Consider the following 15,785-nt stretch of genomic DNA (forward strand, 5'->3'; position numbering starts at 1 on the left):
AAATCTGCGGCAACTAGGTGATGTTCGCGCGTCTCGGCATTTCGGTGCACCAACTGGTTCTTTCCGCTCTCCATGATGACCCCCGGGAATTCCGATATCAGCCTCCATGGCTGCGCATCAAGGAAAGAAGGTCACGTTGACGACCAGACGAAGCGTTCGTCGAGTCCTGCCACTCGTGCTGGCAGCACTCACGCTGGCCTTGGGTCTGCCCGAGGCGGCTACGAGCGCCCCAGCGGGGGACCAGGGGGCCGCCGTGGTGGCGACCGACCAAGTCGCACTGCCCGCGACGAAGGCCGTGACCCCCCGGGGACATGCCGAGTCCAAGGACACCCGCAAGCCCAAGGGGCCGCTCCGCACCAGCACAGGCGAGCAGCTTGCCGCGGCCCAGCGATTTTCTCGGCAGAAGCGGCCGGAGGTCGGCAGCCCGAGGTCCGCGCGCCTGGCGCCGCCCGCCGGTCAGCTCAGCTTCGAAGGGCTCAACCAGGGGACCACTGGCCTGCGCCCACCGGACACGCACGGCGCCGCGGGCCTGAGCTACTACACGGAGGTCACCAACGGCGCGGGCATCGGCGTCTTCCGGAAGTCCGACGGTGTCAAGGTGCTGGGCGTGTCGTTCGCCAGCTTCTTCAACTACACCACGTCGACGATCTTCGACCCGCGGGTCGTCTACGACAGGAAGTGGAACCGCTGGGTCATCGTCGCCGAGGCGTTCCCCGAGCCGAGCAACCCGTCGGTTCAGAACGTCTTCGTCGCGGTGTCCCAGTCGTCCGACCCGACCGGCGGGTGGTTCCGCTACCGGCTCGACCTGCCGGAGGGCACCGACTTCTTCGACTACCCGCAGGTGGGCCTCGACCAGGATGCCGTGATCATCACGGGCAACGTCTTCAACGCGGCCGGCACCGCCTACCTCCGCACGCGTGCGTTCGGACTCGCCAAGGCCGACATCTACAACGGGCGCGCCACCGGGTTCCCGTACTTCAACCTCGGGGCGCCGGGTACGGTGGCTCCTCCCATCGTGGAGGACAACAACTCGAACGCCTTCCTCGCCTCGGCCAGCCTCGCCACCCCCACCGCCGTGAAGCTGTGGCGGGCCTCGGGCCTGGGCAGGAGCGGTGCGAGCATCGCTGCCCCGGTCAACGTGGCTGTGCCCGGGTTCGCCGCACCGCCGAACGCGCGCCAGCCCGGATCGGCCGACCGGCTCGACTCGCTGGACGCCCGCTTCCAGAACGCCAGCACCCAGATCGGCAACCAGCTGCTCAACATCCACACCATCGCGACCGGCTCGTTCCCGACGCCGAAGTGGTACCAGATCAACACCAGCACCAACGCCGTGACCAGCTCCGGATTGGTCTTGGAGTCCGGTGACTCGGACGACTTCAACCCCTCGGTGGTCGGCTCCTCGGTGGGCGGCACCTCGACCAACCCCATCGGGCGTATGTTCTTCACCTGGTCTGCGACCGACGCGGTGGGCTCCAACCTCCACCAGGCTGCCGTCAAGGGGAGCGGCCGCCTCGCGACCGATCCGACGAACACCACCGGAGGCGTGACCCTCGCGCAGGCATCCGTCGCCTACAACCCGTCGTCGAGCACGGTCGAGCGTTGGGGTGACTACTCCGCGGTCACGATCGACCCGGTGGCCGTCACCGGCTGTTCTGCCGGCCAGCGTGCCTGGCTGGTGAACGAGCGACAGACGAGCTCGACCCTGTGGGGCTCGCGGTTCGGACGGCTCGGTTTCTGCTAGCTGAGCAGAGCTGAATCGCCGTCGAGGGCGGAGGGGTGGCGCGGCGCCACCCCTCCGCCCTCGTTCTGCCCGTCACGCATCGGGCGTGGCGCTCGCACCTCCTACAGTGGAGTCATGAGGGGCCTGTGAGCGGTACGGAGAGACAGCCTGAGCCAAGGGAGGCGCATTGTGCATTCAAGTGCCTCGACCGCGCGGGTCGCCCCACCCCGCCAGGAGAAGCCTGGGGGCCGGCGCCACGCGCGCGCCGCCGTCACGTCGCTGATCGTGCTGGCGGCACTCGCCTCGTGCGGGGGTTCGCCGCGCGAGGAACCCAGCAGCTCGCCGACGGATGCCGGGGCAGGGATCACAGGGGTCGTCGTTCTGTGGCCTACCTGTCCCGTCGAGGGAATCCCGGAGCAGCGCGAGGACGACTGCCGGGGCCTGCCGACCGAGGCGACCCTGCGCGTGCGTGACCGCGGCGCGGACACCGTCGCCGCGACGGTGCACGTCGGGCAGGACGGCCGGTTCCGGGTCGCGCTGCGCCCCAGCGAGTACACCGTGACGTCCGAGGCTCCAGGGACTGAATACTGCCACCCGGTCGACGTCACCGTCCGTTCAGGCGAGTACACGGACGTGGTCGTCAAATGCGACACGGGCCTCCGCTGACGGCAGGACATACCGCCGTGGCCGGTCGCGCGGGCAAGGCCGTGAGGGCACCAGGCCCCAGTGTCCGCCAGGCCTCAGTGTCCGCCCGCCGCCTGCTGCTGCCGCAGCACCGCCACCCTGCGGTACAGCTCGACGGCTTCCGCACTGCGGCCGAGTTGTTCCAGGCAATGGGCCTCGTCGTTGCGGCTGGCGAGGGTGTCGGGGTGGTCCGGGCCCAGGACGCGCTCGCGCGCCGTGGCCACCCGACGGTACTCCGTCAGCGCGTCCGCCCAGCGGCCCAGCCAGCCCAGGCCGACGGCGACCTCGCGGCGGCTGACCAGGGTGTCGGGGTGATCGGAACCGAGGACGCGCTCGCGGATCGCGCACACGTCGCGGGACTCGGCGAGGGCCTCCTCCCAGCGACCGAGGCGCCCGAGGTTGACGCCGAGGCCGTGGCGGGCGCGGAGGGTCTCCGGGTGGGCGGCGCCGTGGACGCGGGTGCGGTCGTCCATGAGGTCGCGGTAGAGCTGGAGGGCTTCCGCGCTGCGGCCGAGGCGGCCGAGGCTGATGCCGATCTCGTAGCGGGCGGCGAGGGTGTCGGCGTGGTCGGGGCCGAGGGCCTGGGCGCGGGCCTCGGCGACCTGGCGGTAGGTCTGCAGGGCCTCCGTCCAGCGCCCCAACTGGCCCAGGGCGTAGGCGACTTCGTAGCGGGTGACCAGTGTGTCGGGGTGGTGTGGGCCGAGCACCCGGGCGCGGGCGGCCGCCACCTCGCAGGCCATCCGGTACGAGTCCTCCAGGCGGCCGAGCCTGCTGAGGTTGAAGGCGAGGTTGTGGCGGCAGCGCAGGGTGTCGGGGTGGTCGGCGCCCATGGCGCGCTCGCGGGCGGCGAGGACCGAGTTGTAGACCTGGTGGGCGTCGAAGTAGCGGCCCAGCTGGCCCAGTACGTAGGCCATTTCCTGGCGGGCGGCGAGGGTGTCGGGGTGGTCGGGGCCGAGCGCGAGGCTTCTGGCGCGGGTGACGTGTTTGTACTCGCGCAGCGCGTCGGCGGCACGGCCGGTGCGGCTGAGAGTGAAGGCGACCTCGTAGCGGCTGGCCAGGGTGTCGGGGTGGTCGGGGCCGAGCAGGTGTTCGCGTTCGGCGGCGACCGCGCGGTGCACCTCGCCGGCCTCGGCCCAGCGCCCCAGCCGCCCCAGACTGAGCCCGGCGTTGTGACGTCCGGCCAGTGCGGTGACCGCCTGCGCGGACGGGGTGGGCGGCGCGTCCGGTACGGGGTCGACGACCCGCCCCGTGAGGGAGCGCGGGATCCACTCGCCGGTCAGGCCCGCTCCGGCGTCCGGGGGCGGGGTGCCGAGGCCGGCTCCGGTGGCCTTGTGGCCGGTGGTCATGCCGCGGGTCCAGGACGGCAGCCGCACCTCGCGCGGCCGTGCGGGCTCGGGCGGGCGGAACTCCGGCTGCGGGGTGACGACGGTCGGCACATACGTCGGGGTGGACCGGCCGAGGTTGATCCGGCGGCCCAGCTCGCGGGCGTCGTGCGGGCGTTGCTCGGGCTCCTTGGCCAGCAGGTCGAGGATGACCTGGTCCAGGTACCCGGGCAGCTCGGAGCGGTGGCTGCGCGGCGGGCGGGGCGGTGTGTCGCGGTGGCCGATGAGGATCGCCCAGGCGTCGTCGAGGTCGAACGGCGGTGCCCCGGTGGCGATCTCGTACAGCACGCAGCCCAGCGAGTACAGGTCGCTGCGCTGGTCGACCTCGGAACCGCCGATCTGTTCGGGCGACATGTAGTGCGGGGTGCCCATCGCGATGCCGGTGCCGGTCAGCCGTGAGCTGAAGCCGATGTCCGCGCCGAGACGGGCGATGCCGAAGTCGCAGATCTTCACCGTGCCGTCGGTGAGCCGCACGATGTTCGCCGGCTTCAGGTCGCGGTGCACGATGCCCTGCCGGTGCGTGTACGCGAGGGCGTCGGCGACCTGGTCGGCGATCTCCACGACGTCGGCCACGGGCAGGGGATGGTGCTTGTTGTCCTCCAGGAGCTGGCTGAGGTTGCGGCCCTCCAGGAGTTCCATGACCAGGTAGAGGACGCCGTCGTCCTCGCCGAAGTCGTGGACGACGGTCACCCCGCGATGCTGGAGCGCGGCGGCCACCCGGGCCTCACGCCGGAACCGCTCTCGCAGGACCCGGGTGAAGGCCTGGTCGTGCTGGGCACCCAGCGGCTTGAGGCACTTCACGGCGACCTGCCGGCCCAGCGACTCGTCCCGCGCCCGCCAGACCTCGCCCATGCCGCCGCGCCCGATCAGATCGAGCAGCCGGTACCGGCCCTGGACAATCCTGCTGTCCCCCATCTCCTGCGCCCGCCCCCGTCGTCACCGCGTCCCGCCCTCCCCTGGCTTGTCCAGTATGGCGAGCTGTCGTCCGAGTTTGTACGGCGCGGGGCGGGAGTCCGGGCCGAGGCGGGACATGGCCCGCAGGATGTGTTTGGGCGGGAGCTGCCAGCGCAGACGTGCGGGGATGCAGCGCAGCAGGGTGCCCGTGGCACGCAACCGGCGGGTGACGGTGGAGGGTTGCGGGGCCGGCCTGCCGTACAACTCGTGGGCGTACGGCGGCAGGGCGCCGTACGCCAGATGCGCCACGCGCCGCCACAGCAGCTCGCGCGCCGGGATGAGAAGGAAGTACGTCGGAGGGCGGAGGAGGAAGTCGTCCACCGCGCGTGCCTCTTCTGCGACGGCCAGTTCGGGCCGTACCTTCTCGAAGTAGGCGTTCAGCTCTGCCTGACTGGCCGGTACGGCGTCCGGGTCGAGGCCCGCCAGACGGGCGCTGACCCGGTGTTCGGCTATGTAGCGGTCGGCCTGCGCATCGGTGAGCGGAAACCCGGAGCGGCGTGCGACGTGCAGATACGAGTCGATCTCGGCGCAGTGCACCCACAGCAGCAGCTCGGGTTCGTCCACGCCGTAGCGTTCGCCGGTATCGGGGTCGGTCGCCCCCAGCTTGCTGTGGATCTTCCGGACGCGGGCGCCCGCCTTCTCGGCGGCCTCGGTGGTGCCGTACGTCGTCGTGCCGACGAAACTGGCGGTGCGGAACAGCCGGCCCCAGGCGTCGGCCCGGAAGTCCGAGTTCTGCATGACGCCCCGGACCGCGCGCGGGTGCAGTGCCTGGAGGTAGAGGGCGCGGACACCGGCGACCCACATCATCGGATCGCTGTGGACCTGCCAGGTCACCGAGTCGGGCCCGAACAGACCCGGGTCACCTTCCCGCGGATCCGCCGTGTCAGCAGATGTGACCACAACCGCTGGGTGTCTCCGGAGCATCACGTTGACCTGCGCTTTTCATCCGCAACTATGAACCCCCTCGGTTCCTTCCCACAGCGTCGCCGGATCACTCCCCCGAAAGCGGGTCGGCCATGGGACGGGGCCTCCTGGTACTCGGTCCGCATCGCGATTCCGAGCCGGCAGGAGGCCCTTCATGAAGCCCAGTGGTGAGCAGGACGACAGCCGCTCAGTTGATGCGGACGATCTTCCAGAGCTGGTCGTCGACGGTCACGTCGTTCCACTGGACGACGGCAGCGCCGTTGCTGGTGGAGGACTGGGCGACGCCGGCGGTGAAGCCGCTGTTCACGTTCTTGAGCTTGCAGTAGCCGTTGCCCGCGTCGGTGAGGGTCCACTTCTGTGAGTCGGCGGCGGAGGCCGTGTTCTGGACGACGGCGGCTCCCGCGGTGGTGGAGCTGCTGCGGATGTCCAGGTTGAGGTTGCTGTTGGCGTTGCGGGCGGGGCTCCCTGCCGTGCGGGTTGTCGCCCGAGGCCCCGACAAGGAGGCGGCGCAAGGCGTCCGGGATGTCCTGCGTGCTACTGCTTCAGCTGGGCGTACATGGCTTCCAGGTCGGCGGACAGCTGGGACTTGACCCAGCGGGTGGTGTCGTCGGCCAGCACCTCGTGCGCCCCTGCCTCGATGCCGTCGAGTGCGGCCACGGCGATGTCGCGGGGGTCGGCCTTGGGTGCGTCGACGCCCGAGGTCATGTCGGTGTCCACGTAGGCCATGTGGAGCCCGGTCACCGCGATGCCGCGCGGCTGCAGCTCCAGGCGCAGGGAGTTGGTCTGCGACCACAGGGCGGCCTTGGAGGCGCCGTAGGGCGTGCCGTCGGCCAGCCAGGACAGGACGGAGTGGGCGTTGAGGATGTGGCCCCCGCCGTTGCGCTCGATGATCGGCACGAAGGTCCGGGTGACCAGCAGCGGCCCGTAGAAGTTGGTCTCCAGGTCCCGGCGCACCTCCTCCATCGGGGAGTTGAGGTACGAAGCGCGGACGGAGGCCCCGGCGTTGTTGATCAGGATGGTGACGTCCTGGGCCTGCTCGGCGGCGGCGGCCACGGATGCCGGGTCAGTGGCCTCGAGCGCCAGCGGAACGGCATCGGGGTGGGTCACCGTGCGGGGGTCACGGGCCGTGGCGTAGACCTTGCCGGCGCCGCGCGCGTAGAGCTCCTCGACCAGCACCTTGCCGATGCCCCGGCTGCCTCCGGTGACGAAGACGTTGGCGCCCTTGATTGCTGTCATAGCTGCCTCCACGAAGATGAAAACCGATCGGTTTCACCACCGTAAACCGATCGGTTTCCGTCATGCAAGTCGGAGCGGCGGGATGACTACGGCGCGCGGTGTCGAGGTGGTGTCGGGCGAGTTCAGGCTTCGAGGGCCGGCCTCCTGTCCATCGGCGGAGTCCGTCCCGTGCTCGCCCGGCGCCGGCCGGTGAAGCCGCGAGCCCGCCGAGAGTGATCGACGTGGCCTGGCTGGACCTCAGGCGGAGTTCAGCGAAGGGACGTGAGGAGTGGCGCGCCGTGCGGCTCGGTGTCGCCGGCGTGCCCGGCCGGCGCCCCCCTTGCTGGCCGGTCCGGGGTCGGCGACCAAGGCGGCCGACCGTCGGCGGCTCAAGGACCGGTCAAGTACTGCGGGCATGTCGGCGAGGCGCGCGAGCGGAGACGGACATCAACCCGGACGAGCGCTTCGGTCGCCGGGCCTGCTCGAAGGCGGGGCACGTCAGCGCATGTCTGCCGCATCAAGCAGGGCGGCCACAGTGGGCGTGATGAGCCCGGTCAGATTGTCGGCCTGAATGCCCGCGCGGGCGCTGGCGCCGTCGAAGACCAGGATGAGCTGGCGGGCCAGCAGGTCGGGATCGCTTGCGCCACCCTGTTCGGCCTCGGAACGGAAAAAGGCCGTCAGGTTCGCTTTGATCTGGTGGGCCACCCGGCTCGCGGGGTGGGCCTTGTCCTTGAGCTCGATCTGCACAGCCAGGTACCGGCAGCCCCGGAACTCGGGGACACCCGCCTGCGACTCCAACCGCTCGAAGACATGCAGGACCCGCTCACGGGGTGAGCGGCCGTCGTCCGCCGACGGCAGGAGCCCGGCCACGAAGTCAGCGGCGCGCTCCTCCAGGCTCGCTGCCAGCAGTTCGTCCTTACTGTCGAACAGCTGGTACATGGAGCGCTTGGACACCCCCGCCGCCTTGCACAGCGCCTCGACGCCGATGCCGACACCGTCGCGGTAGGTGAGCGTGGCCGCTGCCTCCAGCAGCCGCTCTCTGGGACTTGGCTTCACTTTGGTGGTCATACCGTGAGGTTAACTCGAATCGGACGAAATAGAAACCGATCGGTTTCCAGGGTGCCGGCGAGATGCCCGGCGCCGCGCGGACGCCTGAAGGCCACTCAGAGGCTCGGCAACGGTCTTGGGGAAGAGGCCGTCGCCGAGCCGTGACGTTGTGCGCGCCTGTCCACCCCGCGGGGCGACACACACCGGCGGCACTCCGGGTAATGGCCCCGTCGGGGTGAGCCGCCTTCCGCTACGCCGGGGCAGCGGCCTTCTCGGGCTCCGCCTCGGCGGGGATGCGGTGCAGCCCCTTGCGGTCGTACCAGCTCGTCATACCGAAGCCGAAGAGGGCGGCTGCCGCGAGGCCGACGGCCATCATGACCCAGCCCCGGGTCAGGTCGGCGTCGGCCTGGGCGTCGTAGTACAGGATCGAGCGGATGCCACCGGTGATCTGCCGCAGTGGCTCGAACTCCGCCAGGAAGCGGTAGAAGCCGGGCAGCGCCTGAATCGGCGTGGTGGCGCCCGCCGTCGGCACCGCCATCCCGATGAAGACCAGCGTGACCACCAGCATGCCCGGCGTGCCGAACACGGCGAGGAGGGTGAGCGCACCGATCCCCGAGACCGCGATGGCGCACACCGAGTACAGCCACAGCAGCGCCAGGTGGGAGGCGTCCATGCCCATGAGGCCGACCGCGCCCGCCATGACCAGCGTGCCCATCAGCAGGGACAGGCCGGCCATGAGGGTGCTGCTGATGGCGAGGGTCTGCACCCGGGTGGCCCGGATCAGCGGGCGGTGCAGGCGGAGCGGGCCCATGTCGTTGTGGGTGTAGCCGAGGGCGTGGTCGACCTGGCCGCTGATGACGTTGGCGGAGAGCATGCCGCACACGACCAGGACGAGCGCGTAGTAGAACGCCGTCAGGCCCAGGCCGCTGTGCGAGTCGAGCGGATGGCCGTCCTTGACCGTGACGGCGGCCGGGTCGGCCAGGAGGACACGTGCCGCGGCGGGCAGCTTCGCCTGCCCGGTCCCGCTCTGGGCCGTCAGCTCCTTGCCCACCTGGAGCGAGGCGGTCTCGGCCGCCTGCGTCGTCGCCGTCCGGGCCAGGCTGGAGCCCACGCTGCCGGCCGACTGGTTGGTCAGCACCGTCAGCGTCGGGCGGGCCGGGGTCCCGGCGGTCGCGGTGCCGGTCAGTGCGGTGGTGGCGGAGGTGAAGTCGGCGGGGACGACGAGCGCCCCGTACAGCTTGCCCTCGCCGAGCTCCTCCTTCACCCCCTTCTCGTCCATCACCCTCCAGTCGATCTTGTCCCCGCTCGCGGTGGACTTCTTGATCGACTCGGTGATCCGAGCCCCCAGGTTGACCTGCTTGCCGCCGACCGCGGCCCCCTTGTCGGCGTTGACCAGGCCGACGGGCAGCTTGGTCATGTGATCGACCGGATCGATGTTGGCACCGACGTAGAACACGGTGAACAGCAGCGCCAGGACGCCCGTGATGACGCCGTTGGCGATCCACAGGGATTTGGCACGCAGGACGCGGAACGGGTGAATCCCACTCATGACTTACTCCGGTCTCGGACAACACGCTCATATCCGGAGAAGGGCGGACCGCTTCATTGCGGCCCGGCGACCCTCGGAACGTTGAATCTCGGCACACACGGCCGCCGACGCGGAACCGGAGGCGCAGATTCAGCACCCTGCCGGGACTTCGGCTGATGAAGCCGGCCGGTTTCAACCCATCGTAAACCGATCGGTTTCCAAATTCCAAGTCGAGGCGCTGACCCATGTTCCAGCAGCGCCAGCAAGCCGCGTGCCGGCGCCATCCCTGCCGTCGGGTCGCTTCGAGCCACGAGTGGGGCGGCTCGCTTGAGGTCGCGCAGGCGGTCCAGGTCCGTCGCGCCGAACACGGCCATCGGGCCGCCCCACCCAGCGGTCGGCATTGCCGGCGCCCGGCGACCTGCCGGCTCCAGGGGGTAGGGCCTCGATCTGCATGTGTTCGGATGAAGTCGACATCGTGCTCCACCCGCTCGATCGACACCGGCTCCCTGCGAAGCTGGAAGTGCACGGCCGGTTCCGCGGTGGTGGCGAAGGCCCACAGCCATCGCATCGCGGTGCACTCGTGGCCGCGGGTCGACTCGAACCCGCCCGCACGCCCATGGAAGGGTCTCGCATCCCCCACCAGCCGTCCGACTCGTAGCGGGTGCCGTGGAGATCGATCCACCCCACCCATCGGCCGACCTGGTCGTAGCGGCCGGTGTCCCGAAATGATGAAATGATCAGTTGGACAGCAGCGGGTGAACCCAGGCCGGTCGGATTCTGGGAAGACAACGGACGGACTCGGCGCTGTGAGCGGTCACGTACCGCTGTACCGCAGACTGGCACCGATCACTTGACCGACCAGGGGATGGATTTCATGGCTGACCGGCCTTTGACGCTGATGGCAGTGCACGCGCATCCGGACGACGAGGCTACGGGAACAGGCGGTGTCCTCAGGCGTTATGCGGCGGAGGGCATCCGCACGGTGCTTGTCACGTGCACCGACGGTAGCTGCGGTGACGGTCCGGGGGGTGCCAAGCCGGGTGACCCCGGGCATGATCCGGCTGCCGTTGCCGAAATGCGTCGAGGCGAGCTCGAAGCCAGCTGTGACGTCCTGGGGGTCGGTCATCTTGAACTGCTCGGGTACGCCGACTCCGGGATGATGGGCTGGCCGGCCAACACCGCGCCCGGATCGTTCTGGAGTACACCCGTGGATGAGGCAGCCGCTCGGCTGGCCGAACTGATGCTGCGTTACCAGCCTGACGTCGTCGTGACCTACGACGAGTACGGGTTCTACGGCCATCCCGATCACATCCAGGCGAACCGGATCACGATGGCAGCGCTGTCGCTGACCGGCGTGGCGTCGAAGGTGTACTGGACGACGGCGCCGCGCTCGATGATGAAGGAGTTCGGGCAGATCATGCGTGAGTTCGGCGCGGACTGGGAGGAGCCGGATCCGTCCGAGGCCGGAGAGGGGCCCGAAATCGGCCTGCCCGACGAGGAGATCACCACGTGGGTGGACACCACTGAGTTCGGCAGCCAGAAGTTCGACGCGCTGGCCGCGCATGCCAGCCAGGGTGAGAACATCTTCTTCCTGCGGATGGGCAAGGAGAGGTTCACGCAGCTCATGGGCGTGGAGACGTTCGTCCGGGTCCACGACACCACCGGCGCGCCCCTGCCCGAGAACGACCTCTTCGCCGGCCTGCGCTGAGCTCCGGCCGGCGGTCGTATCACCACGGGGCACGCGCCGTCGAGCTGTACGAGGACGAGGACGAGGGTCTGGCCGACGGCGACCGCATCGCCGCGCACCACACCGGCAGGCCCTGCCTCGACCGGGTCCGCGACCGGGGCAGCGCCCGGGTCGAGGTCGACCGCTGCACGGCTGGGTTGGCACCGGGACGGCGACCAGGCGGCCGCCTGACGCGAGCCGGAGAGGTCACACGAGCCTGACCGGCCCGGCGTCGATCGGCAGGCGGACCAGGAGGTAGGGCTTGCGGCGTAGGTCCTTGCCCTCGTGGAAGGGCGACAGCCGGTTGAGCTGGTTGGCGATGGCGTACAGGTGCCGGTCCGAGGCGACGGACAGGGTGTCGATCCAGAGCAGGTCGCTCCCTTGGGCGAGGGTGCGGTAGGTGCCGTTCGGGCTTCGGCGCCAGAGGGAGCTGTGTTCCAGGTCGCCGCCGTAGAGCCGCCCCTTGTCGTCGCTCTCCAGGCCGTCGGCCATCGGCTTGAACCCGAGGTCCTCGACCGTCGCCGCCACCTCGGCGTCCGTGGCGTCCGGATCGGCGAGGGCGTCGGTGGACACGCTGTGCAGTCGGCGGCTGGACAGCGGGCAGTAGTAGAGGCGCGTGCCGTCGGCGCTGAGAGCGATGCCGTCAGAACCGGTCTCGTAGTACGTGGGCTCGCCGCACGCGGGGCGGACCATGAAGGGCTCGCCCTCGATGACCGGAAGGAACTGCTCGTCCGCGAGCGCCGAGGGATGCCCGGCCAGTCGCCGCCAGGACCGGCCGGTGGCGAGGTCGACCACGATGATGCCGTTCGAGCCGCCCGAGTCGGTGGTGAACGCCATGCCCCCGGCGCCGCGCCGCAGGTCGAAGCGCACGTCGTTGGAGTAGCTGTTCGCCGGCACCACCTCGGGCGGGAAGAGGATCTTCCGTACGATCCGGTCGGTGCGCAGGTCGACCGCCGCGAGCTTGGGACCGCCGTAGGAGGACCCGGCGAACAGCGGGCTTCCGGTGTCGAGGATCCACAGCCGGTCGGCCCCATCGACGACGACGCTCTGCACCGACTGGAAGTGCCCGGCCAGGTCGGAGGCGTCCTCGCGGTTCACCTCGGCGTCGGGGTGGGCCACCGGCTTCCCGCCCCGCAGTTCGGCGACGGTGAACGGGACGTCGTCGCCCCAGCGGGAAAGTTGACGAAGATCCGGCCGCGGCGCGAGACGGTGACACCCGTCGGCATCGCGCCCCAGAAGCGGGCAACGACCTCGTAGTGACCGGCTGTTGAACCGGAGGGGGAGGCGGAGGCGTAGGCGGGTCCGCCGGGCGGTTCGACCTGCAGCTCCCCCTCTTGCGGGCACCGGCCGCGTGCTGGTGGGCCCGGGCGATCGTTGAGTCCACGGAGACGTCCCAGGTGATCAGGCCCTGCATCGGCCCGGGCCTGGAATTGCTCGAAGATGCGGTGCCAGGTGCCGTCCCGCTGCCAGCGGCGGAACAGCCCGTACGCCGTTTCCCAAGGCCCGTAGCGTTCGGGCAGATCCCGCCACGGTATGCCGGTCCGTGTCCGGAACCGTATGCCGTTGATCAGCTGCCGCTTGGTATGTACCGGGGGGCGGCCGGACTTGACGCCCTGCGGCATCAGCGGTTCCAGCACCGCCCACTGAGCGTCTGTCAGATCTCCCCGAGACATGAAGCGTGATCATCACATGACCGTGATCCACTTCTGAAACACGCCCTGGCACGCCCTGGCCGATGACGGTGTTCGCGGCAGTGAGGCCATCGTCGATGGCGTCCCCGATCGGCATGTGACCGCGTCCCATAAACGGCCTCCTCCCTTGACAGGAATTATGAGTACACTCATAATTGAGCGTACTCGGATTATTTCAGGTAGGACGAGACCCCGCGAAGTCGCACTGCGGATCATGTCTCACTTAGGCATAAAATCGAACAATTAAATAGGAAAGGAAGGAGCGCCGACGGCTCAATCACGGGCTTCGTGCGCGGGTTCGGGGCAGACACGGTGATCGACCACCGCATCCAGAACTTCGAGCATCACCTGGATGGCTACGACCTGGTGCCGGACAGCCCCCGCGGCGAGAACCTGGAGAACCTACGGGTGCTCAAACCCGGCGGTAAAGCCATCGGGACCGCCGGTCCCCAACCCCGCGTTCACCCGCGAGGCCAGCCTGAACCCGCTGATGCCCTTGGCCGTCGCAGGCCTCAGCGGCAAGATCCGCAAGCAGGCGAAGAACCTCGGCGAGACGTACGAGTTCCTGTTCATACACGCCGGCGGCGATCAGCTTCGCCAGGTCACCGCCCTCGTCGGCCAAGGGATGGTGCGCCCGGTCTTGGAAAAGGTGCCCGGTTTTGACCAGGCCCCACAGGCGTGGCAGTCCCTGTCCCATGGCGGCGTCCGCGGCAAGGCAAGTCATCACCGGCAACAGCTGATCCAGCCGCGACCACGACGGGCGGCACAGACCGCACCGACACAAAACAGCAAGGAGAAGCGGTCATGAGCACCAACATCACCCCGAACGAACCCGTCATCACCTCCTACGCGAATGCCCCGGCGCGCACCATCACCGCCGGCGGCGTGACCTACGCCTACCGCGAGCTGGGGCCCAAGGGCGGCATCCCCGTCGTCTTCTTCGTCCACCTCGCCGCGACCCTGGACAACTGGGACCCCCGCATCATCGACCCCATCGCCAAGGGCCGTCACGTCATCGCCTTCGACAACCGCGGTGTCGGAGCCTCCACCGGCCAGGTGCCGGACAGCGTCGAGGCCATGGCCGACGACGCCTACGCCTTCATCTCGGCGCTCGGGTTCGACAAGATCGACATCTTCTCCTTCTCTCTCGGCGGCATGGCCGCCCAGGCCCTCGTGGTGAAGCACCCGGCGCTCGTCCGCAAGCTCGTCCTCACCGGCACCGGGCCCAAGGGCGGCAAGGACATCGACAAGGTCGCCCGCACCACGTACTGGGACATCCTGCGCGCCACCCTGACCCGGTCCGACCCCAAGGAGTTCCTGTTCTTCAACCGCAACGCCACCGGCAAGCCCGCAGCCCGCGCGTTCGTCAACCGCCTCAAGGAACGCACCGTCGACCGCGACGCGCCGATCAAGACGAAGGCGTTCCAGACGCAGCTGAAGGCGATCAAGAAGTGGGGGCGCTCCACCCCCGACGACCTGTCGAAGATCACCCATCCCACGCTGATCGCCAACGGCGACAACGACCGCATGGTCCCCTCGAACCTCTCCGAGGACCTGCACCGGCGCATCAAGGACAGCGAACTGATCATCTACCCCGACTCCGGTCACGGCGGCATCTTCCAGTACTACGAGGAGTTCGCCCCGGTCGCGGTCGAATTCCTCGCCCGATGACCACCGTCTGACCAGGAAGAGAACGGCAACACCATGAGCATGCCATCGACCGCCGCGCAACTGGACGTGAAGAAGCACCTCACCTCCTCGATCCTGTTGTGGGTGCGCACCGACCAGCCCCGTCAGACCGGCATGGACTACTGGAAGGGCCCGCACTCAGGGATCATCTCCGCCACCCCGGGCCTGGAGGAGTACCGCCAGATCCACCTCGCCGCGCCCAACCCGGGCCGGTGGCCGGCGACCGGCGGAGTGGAGACCTCGATCCCCGTCGACCGGAAGATCGACGGCGTCGCGGAAGTCACCTTCCGATCGGCGCTCGCGCCCTCGCAGGGGCGCAAGCAGACGAAGCTGGCCTACAAGGACGAGATCAACGTATTCCGCCGCACCCTGCTCTACGCCGGCCCGCCGAACTCGTCCCGCTGGTACAACGTCGCAGGCCCGGAAGAAATGGTCGGTGCCCGCGTCCTGGTCTACCTGCGCCGCAGAGACGGGGCCGGCGCAGGTGAGTTCCGGAAGTTCATCAAGAAGCAGCTCGTCCCCGCACTCGCCGGCACCGGAGTGCTGAAGGAGCTGCGCACGCAGACGTTCCTGCCCTGGATCGAAAAGCTCTGGGACACCCCGAACGTCGCCCACGACAACCCGCACGACCAGCGTTTCCACGCCTCCCTCATTCTCGGGTTCACCGACACCGCGGCACGGGACGCCTTCTTCACCGGCAACGTGATCCAGGACCTGTCCAACCAGCTGGCACCGCTGGTCTCCGCGATCCACGCCTACGACGTCGACGCCGCCCTCACCTACGTCAAGAACGGCGACATCCTCCCGCGTTACCAGGAGTGAGCGGCAACGGCCGGGAGCAGGACCGCCGGACCTGCTCGGCAATCCACCGCCCGGGCTTCCCCGCCCTGCTGACGCCCTGTCGCCAGGATCGCGGCCATCCGCGGACGCACCCGCGGCGGCGGAAACGAACTCGCCCTCGCCCTCGCCCTCGATCTGCGATACGCCAGCCGGGAGAAAGCGATCTTCGGGCAACCGGAGGTCGGCAGCGGACTACTCCCCGGCGGTGGCGGCACCGAACGCCTCCCGCGCGCCATCGGACGCGACCGCGCCCTGGAAGCCATCCTCACCAGCGACGACTACGACGCCAACACCGCAGAACACTGGGGCTGGACCACCCGTACTCTCCCCGACAGCGAACTCGACGCCTTCGTCGACACGATCGTCGGTCGGCTCGCCTCCTTCG

At 69.4% G+C, this 15,785-nt stretch carries 14 protein-coding genes and 1 pseudogene; 7 read left to right on the forward strand and 8 right to left on the reverse strand.

Annotation, left to right across the window (positions count from 1 at the left end; translation table 11 throughout):
- Positions 1-175 precede the first annotated feature (175 nt).
- Positions 176-1,741 (forward strand): hypothetical protein, encoded by a 1,566-nt coding sequence (locus ACFYO2_RS04870; protein ID WP_388344175.1) that lies wholly within the window; start codon positions 176-178, stop codon positions 1,739-1,741.
- A gap of 168 nt (positions 1,742-1,909) precedes the next feature.
- Positions 1,910-2,386, forward strand: a complete 477-nt coding sequence (locus ACFYO2_RS04875) for a hypothetical protein (protein ID WP_388344177.1) — start codon at positions 1,910-1,912, stop codon at positions 2,384-2,386.
- Between the two features lie 74 nt (positions 2,387-2,460).
- On the opposite strand, the gene ACFYO2_RS04880 is transcribed toward ACFYO2_RS04875, so the two are convergent.
- The 6 genes from ACFYO2_RS04880 to ACFYO2_RS04905 all read right to left on the reverse strand — a co-directional run bounded on the left by ACFYO2_RS04880 (position 2,461) and on the right by ACFYO2_RS04905 (position 9,475).
- Positions 2,461-4,701, reverse strand: coding sequence for a tetratricopeptide repeat protein (locus ACFYO2_RS04880; protein WP_388344179.1), 2,241 nt, complete (start codon positions 4,699-4,701; stop codon positions 2,461-2,463).
- 21 nt (positions 4,702-4,722) lie between these two features.
- Complete coding sequence (locus tag ACFYO2_RS04885) at positions 4,723-5,547, reverse strand: oxygenase MpaB family protein (RefSeq protein ID WP_388346034.1); 825 nt, start codon at positions 5,545-5,547, stop codon at positions 4,723-4,725.
- Between the two features lie 304 nt (positions 5,548-5,851).
- Entirely contained in the window at positions 5,852-6,163 is a 312-nt protein-coding gene (locus ACFYO2_RS04890) for an RICIN domain-containing protein (RefSeq protein WP_388344182.1), read from the reverse strand.
- A 35-nt stretch (positions 6,164-6,198) separates the two neighbouring features.
- A complete protein-coding gene (locus tag ACFYO2_RS04895; RefSeq protein ID WP_388344185.1) occupies positions 6,199-6,900 on the reverse strand; it encodes an SDR family oxidoreductase in 702 nt (233 codons plus the stop codon).
- Positions 6,901-7,377: 477 nt separating this feature from the next.
- On the reverse strand, positions 7,378-7,947 hold the full coding sequence (locus ACFYO2_RS04900) for a TetR/AcrR family transcriptional regulator (RefSeq protein WP_388344188.1): 570 nt from the start codon (positions 7,945-7,947) through the stop codon (positions 7,378-7,380).
- A gap of 229 nt (positions 7,948-8,176) precedes the next feature.
- On the reverse strand, positions 8,177-9,475 hold the full coding sequence (locus tag ACFYO2_RS04905) for a DUF3533 domain-containing protein (RefSeq protein WP_388344190.1): 1,299 nt from the start codon (positions 9,473-9,475) through the stop codon (positions 8,177-8,179).
- Between the two features lie 853 nt (positions 9,476-10,328).
- Between ACFYO2_RS04905 and ACFYO2_RS04910 the strand changes: the two genes are divergently transcribed.
- The gene (locus ACFYO2_RS04910; RefSeq protein WP_388346036.1) at positions 10,329-11,162 is read left to right on the forward strand and encodes a PIG-L family deacetylase; all 834 of its coding nucleotides are present in this window, start codon (positions 10,329-10,331) and stop codon (positions 11,160-11,162) included.
- Between the two features lie 225 nt (positions 11,163-11,387).
- Here ACFYO2_RS04910 and ACFYO2_RS04915 read toward each other — a convergent pair whose 3' ends face one another.
- Together ACFYO2_RS04915 and ACFYO2_RS04920 are read right to left on the reverse strand one after the other, a co-directional pair.
- A complete protein-coding gene (locus tag ACFYO2_RS04915) occupies positions 11,388-12,299 on the reverse strand; it encodes an L-dopachrome tautomerase-related protein (RefSeq protein ID WP_388344192.1) in 912 nt (303 codons plus the stop codon).
- Positions 12,275-12,853 (reverse strand): transposase, encoded by a 579-nt coding sequence (locus tag ACFYO2_RS04920; RefSeq protein ID WP_388344195.1) that lies wholly within the window; start codon positions 12,851-12,853, stop codon positions 12,275-12,277. Before ACFYO2_RS04920 ends, ACFYO2_RS04915 begins: the two co-directional genes overlap by 25 nt.
- 508 nt (positions 12,854-13,361) lie before the next feature.
- Between ACFYO2_RS04920 and ACFYO2_RS04925 the strand changes: the two genes are divergently transcribed.
- The 4 genes and pseudogenes from ACFYO2_RS04925 to ACFYO2_RS04940 all read left to right on the forward strand — a co-directional run.
- Positions 13,362-13,679: a zinc-binding dehydrogenase gene (locus ACFYO2_RS04925; protein WP_388344198.1), complete on the forward strand. Its 318-nt coding sequence runs from the start codon at positions 13,362-13,364 to the stop codon at positions 13,677-13,679.
- Entirely contained in the window at positions 13,676-14,542 is an 867-nt protein-coding gene (locus tag ACFYO2_RS04930; protein ID WP_388344200.1) for an alpha/beta fold hydrolase, read from the forward strand. The genes ACFYO2_RS04925 and ACFYO2_RS04930 overlap by 4 nt, the downstream gene beginning before the upstream one ends.
- A 33-nt stretch (positions 14,543-14,575) precedes the next feature.
- Positions 14,576-15,382, forward strand: a complete 807-nt coding sequence (locus tag ACFYO2_RS04935; protein WP_388344202.1) for a strictosidine synthase — start codon at positions 14,576-14,578, stop codon at positions 15,380-15,382.
- A gap of 96 nt (positions 15,383-15,478) precedes the next feature.
- Positions 15,479-15,775, forward strand: a pseudogene (locus tag ACFYO2_RS04940) (enoyl-CoA hydratase-related protein); the annotation flags it as partial.
- Positions 15,776-15,785: the final 10 nt, after the last annotated feature.

The sequence above is a fragment of the Streptomyces sp. NPDC006602 genome, assembly GCF_042870385.1.
Lineage (GTDB): Bacteria > Actinomycetota > Actinomycetes > Streptomycetales > Streptomycetaceae > Streptomyces.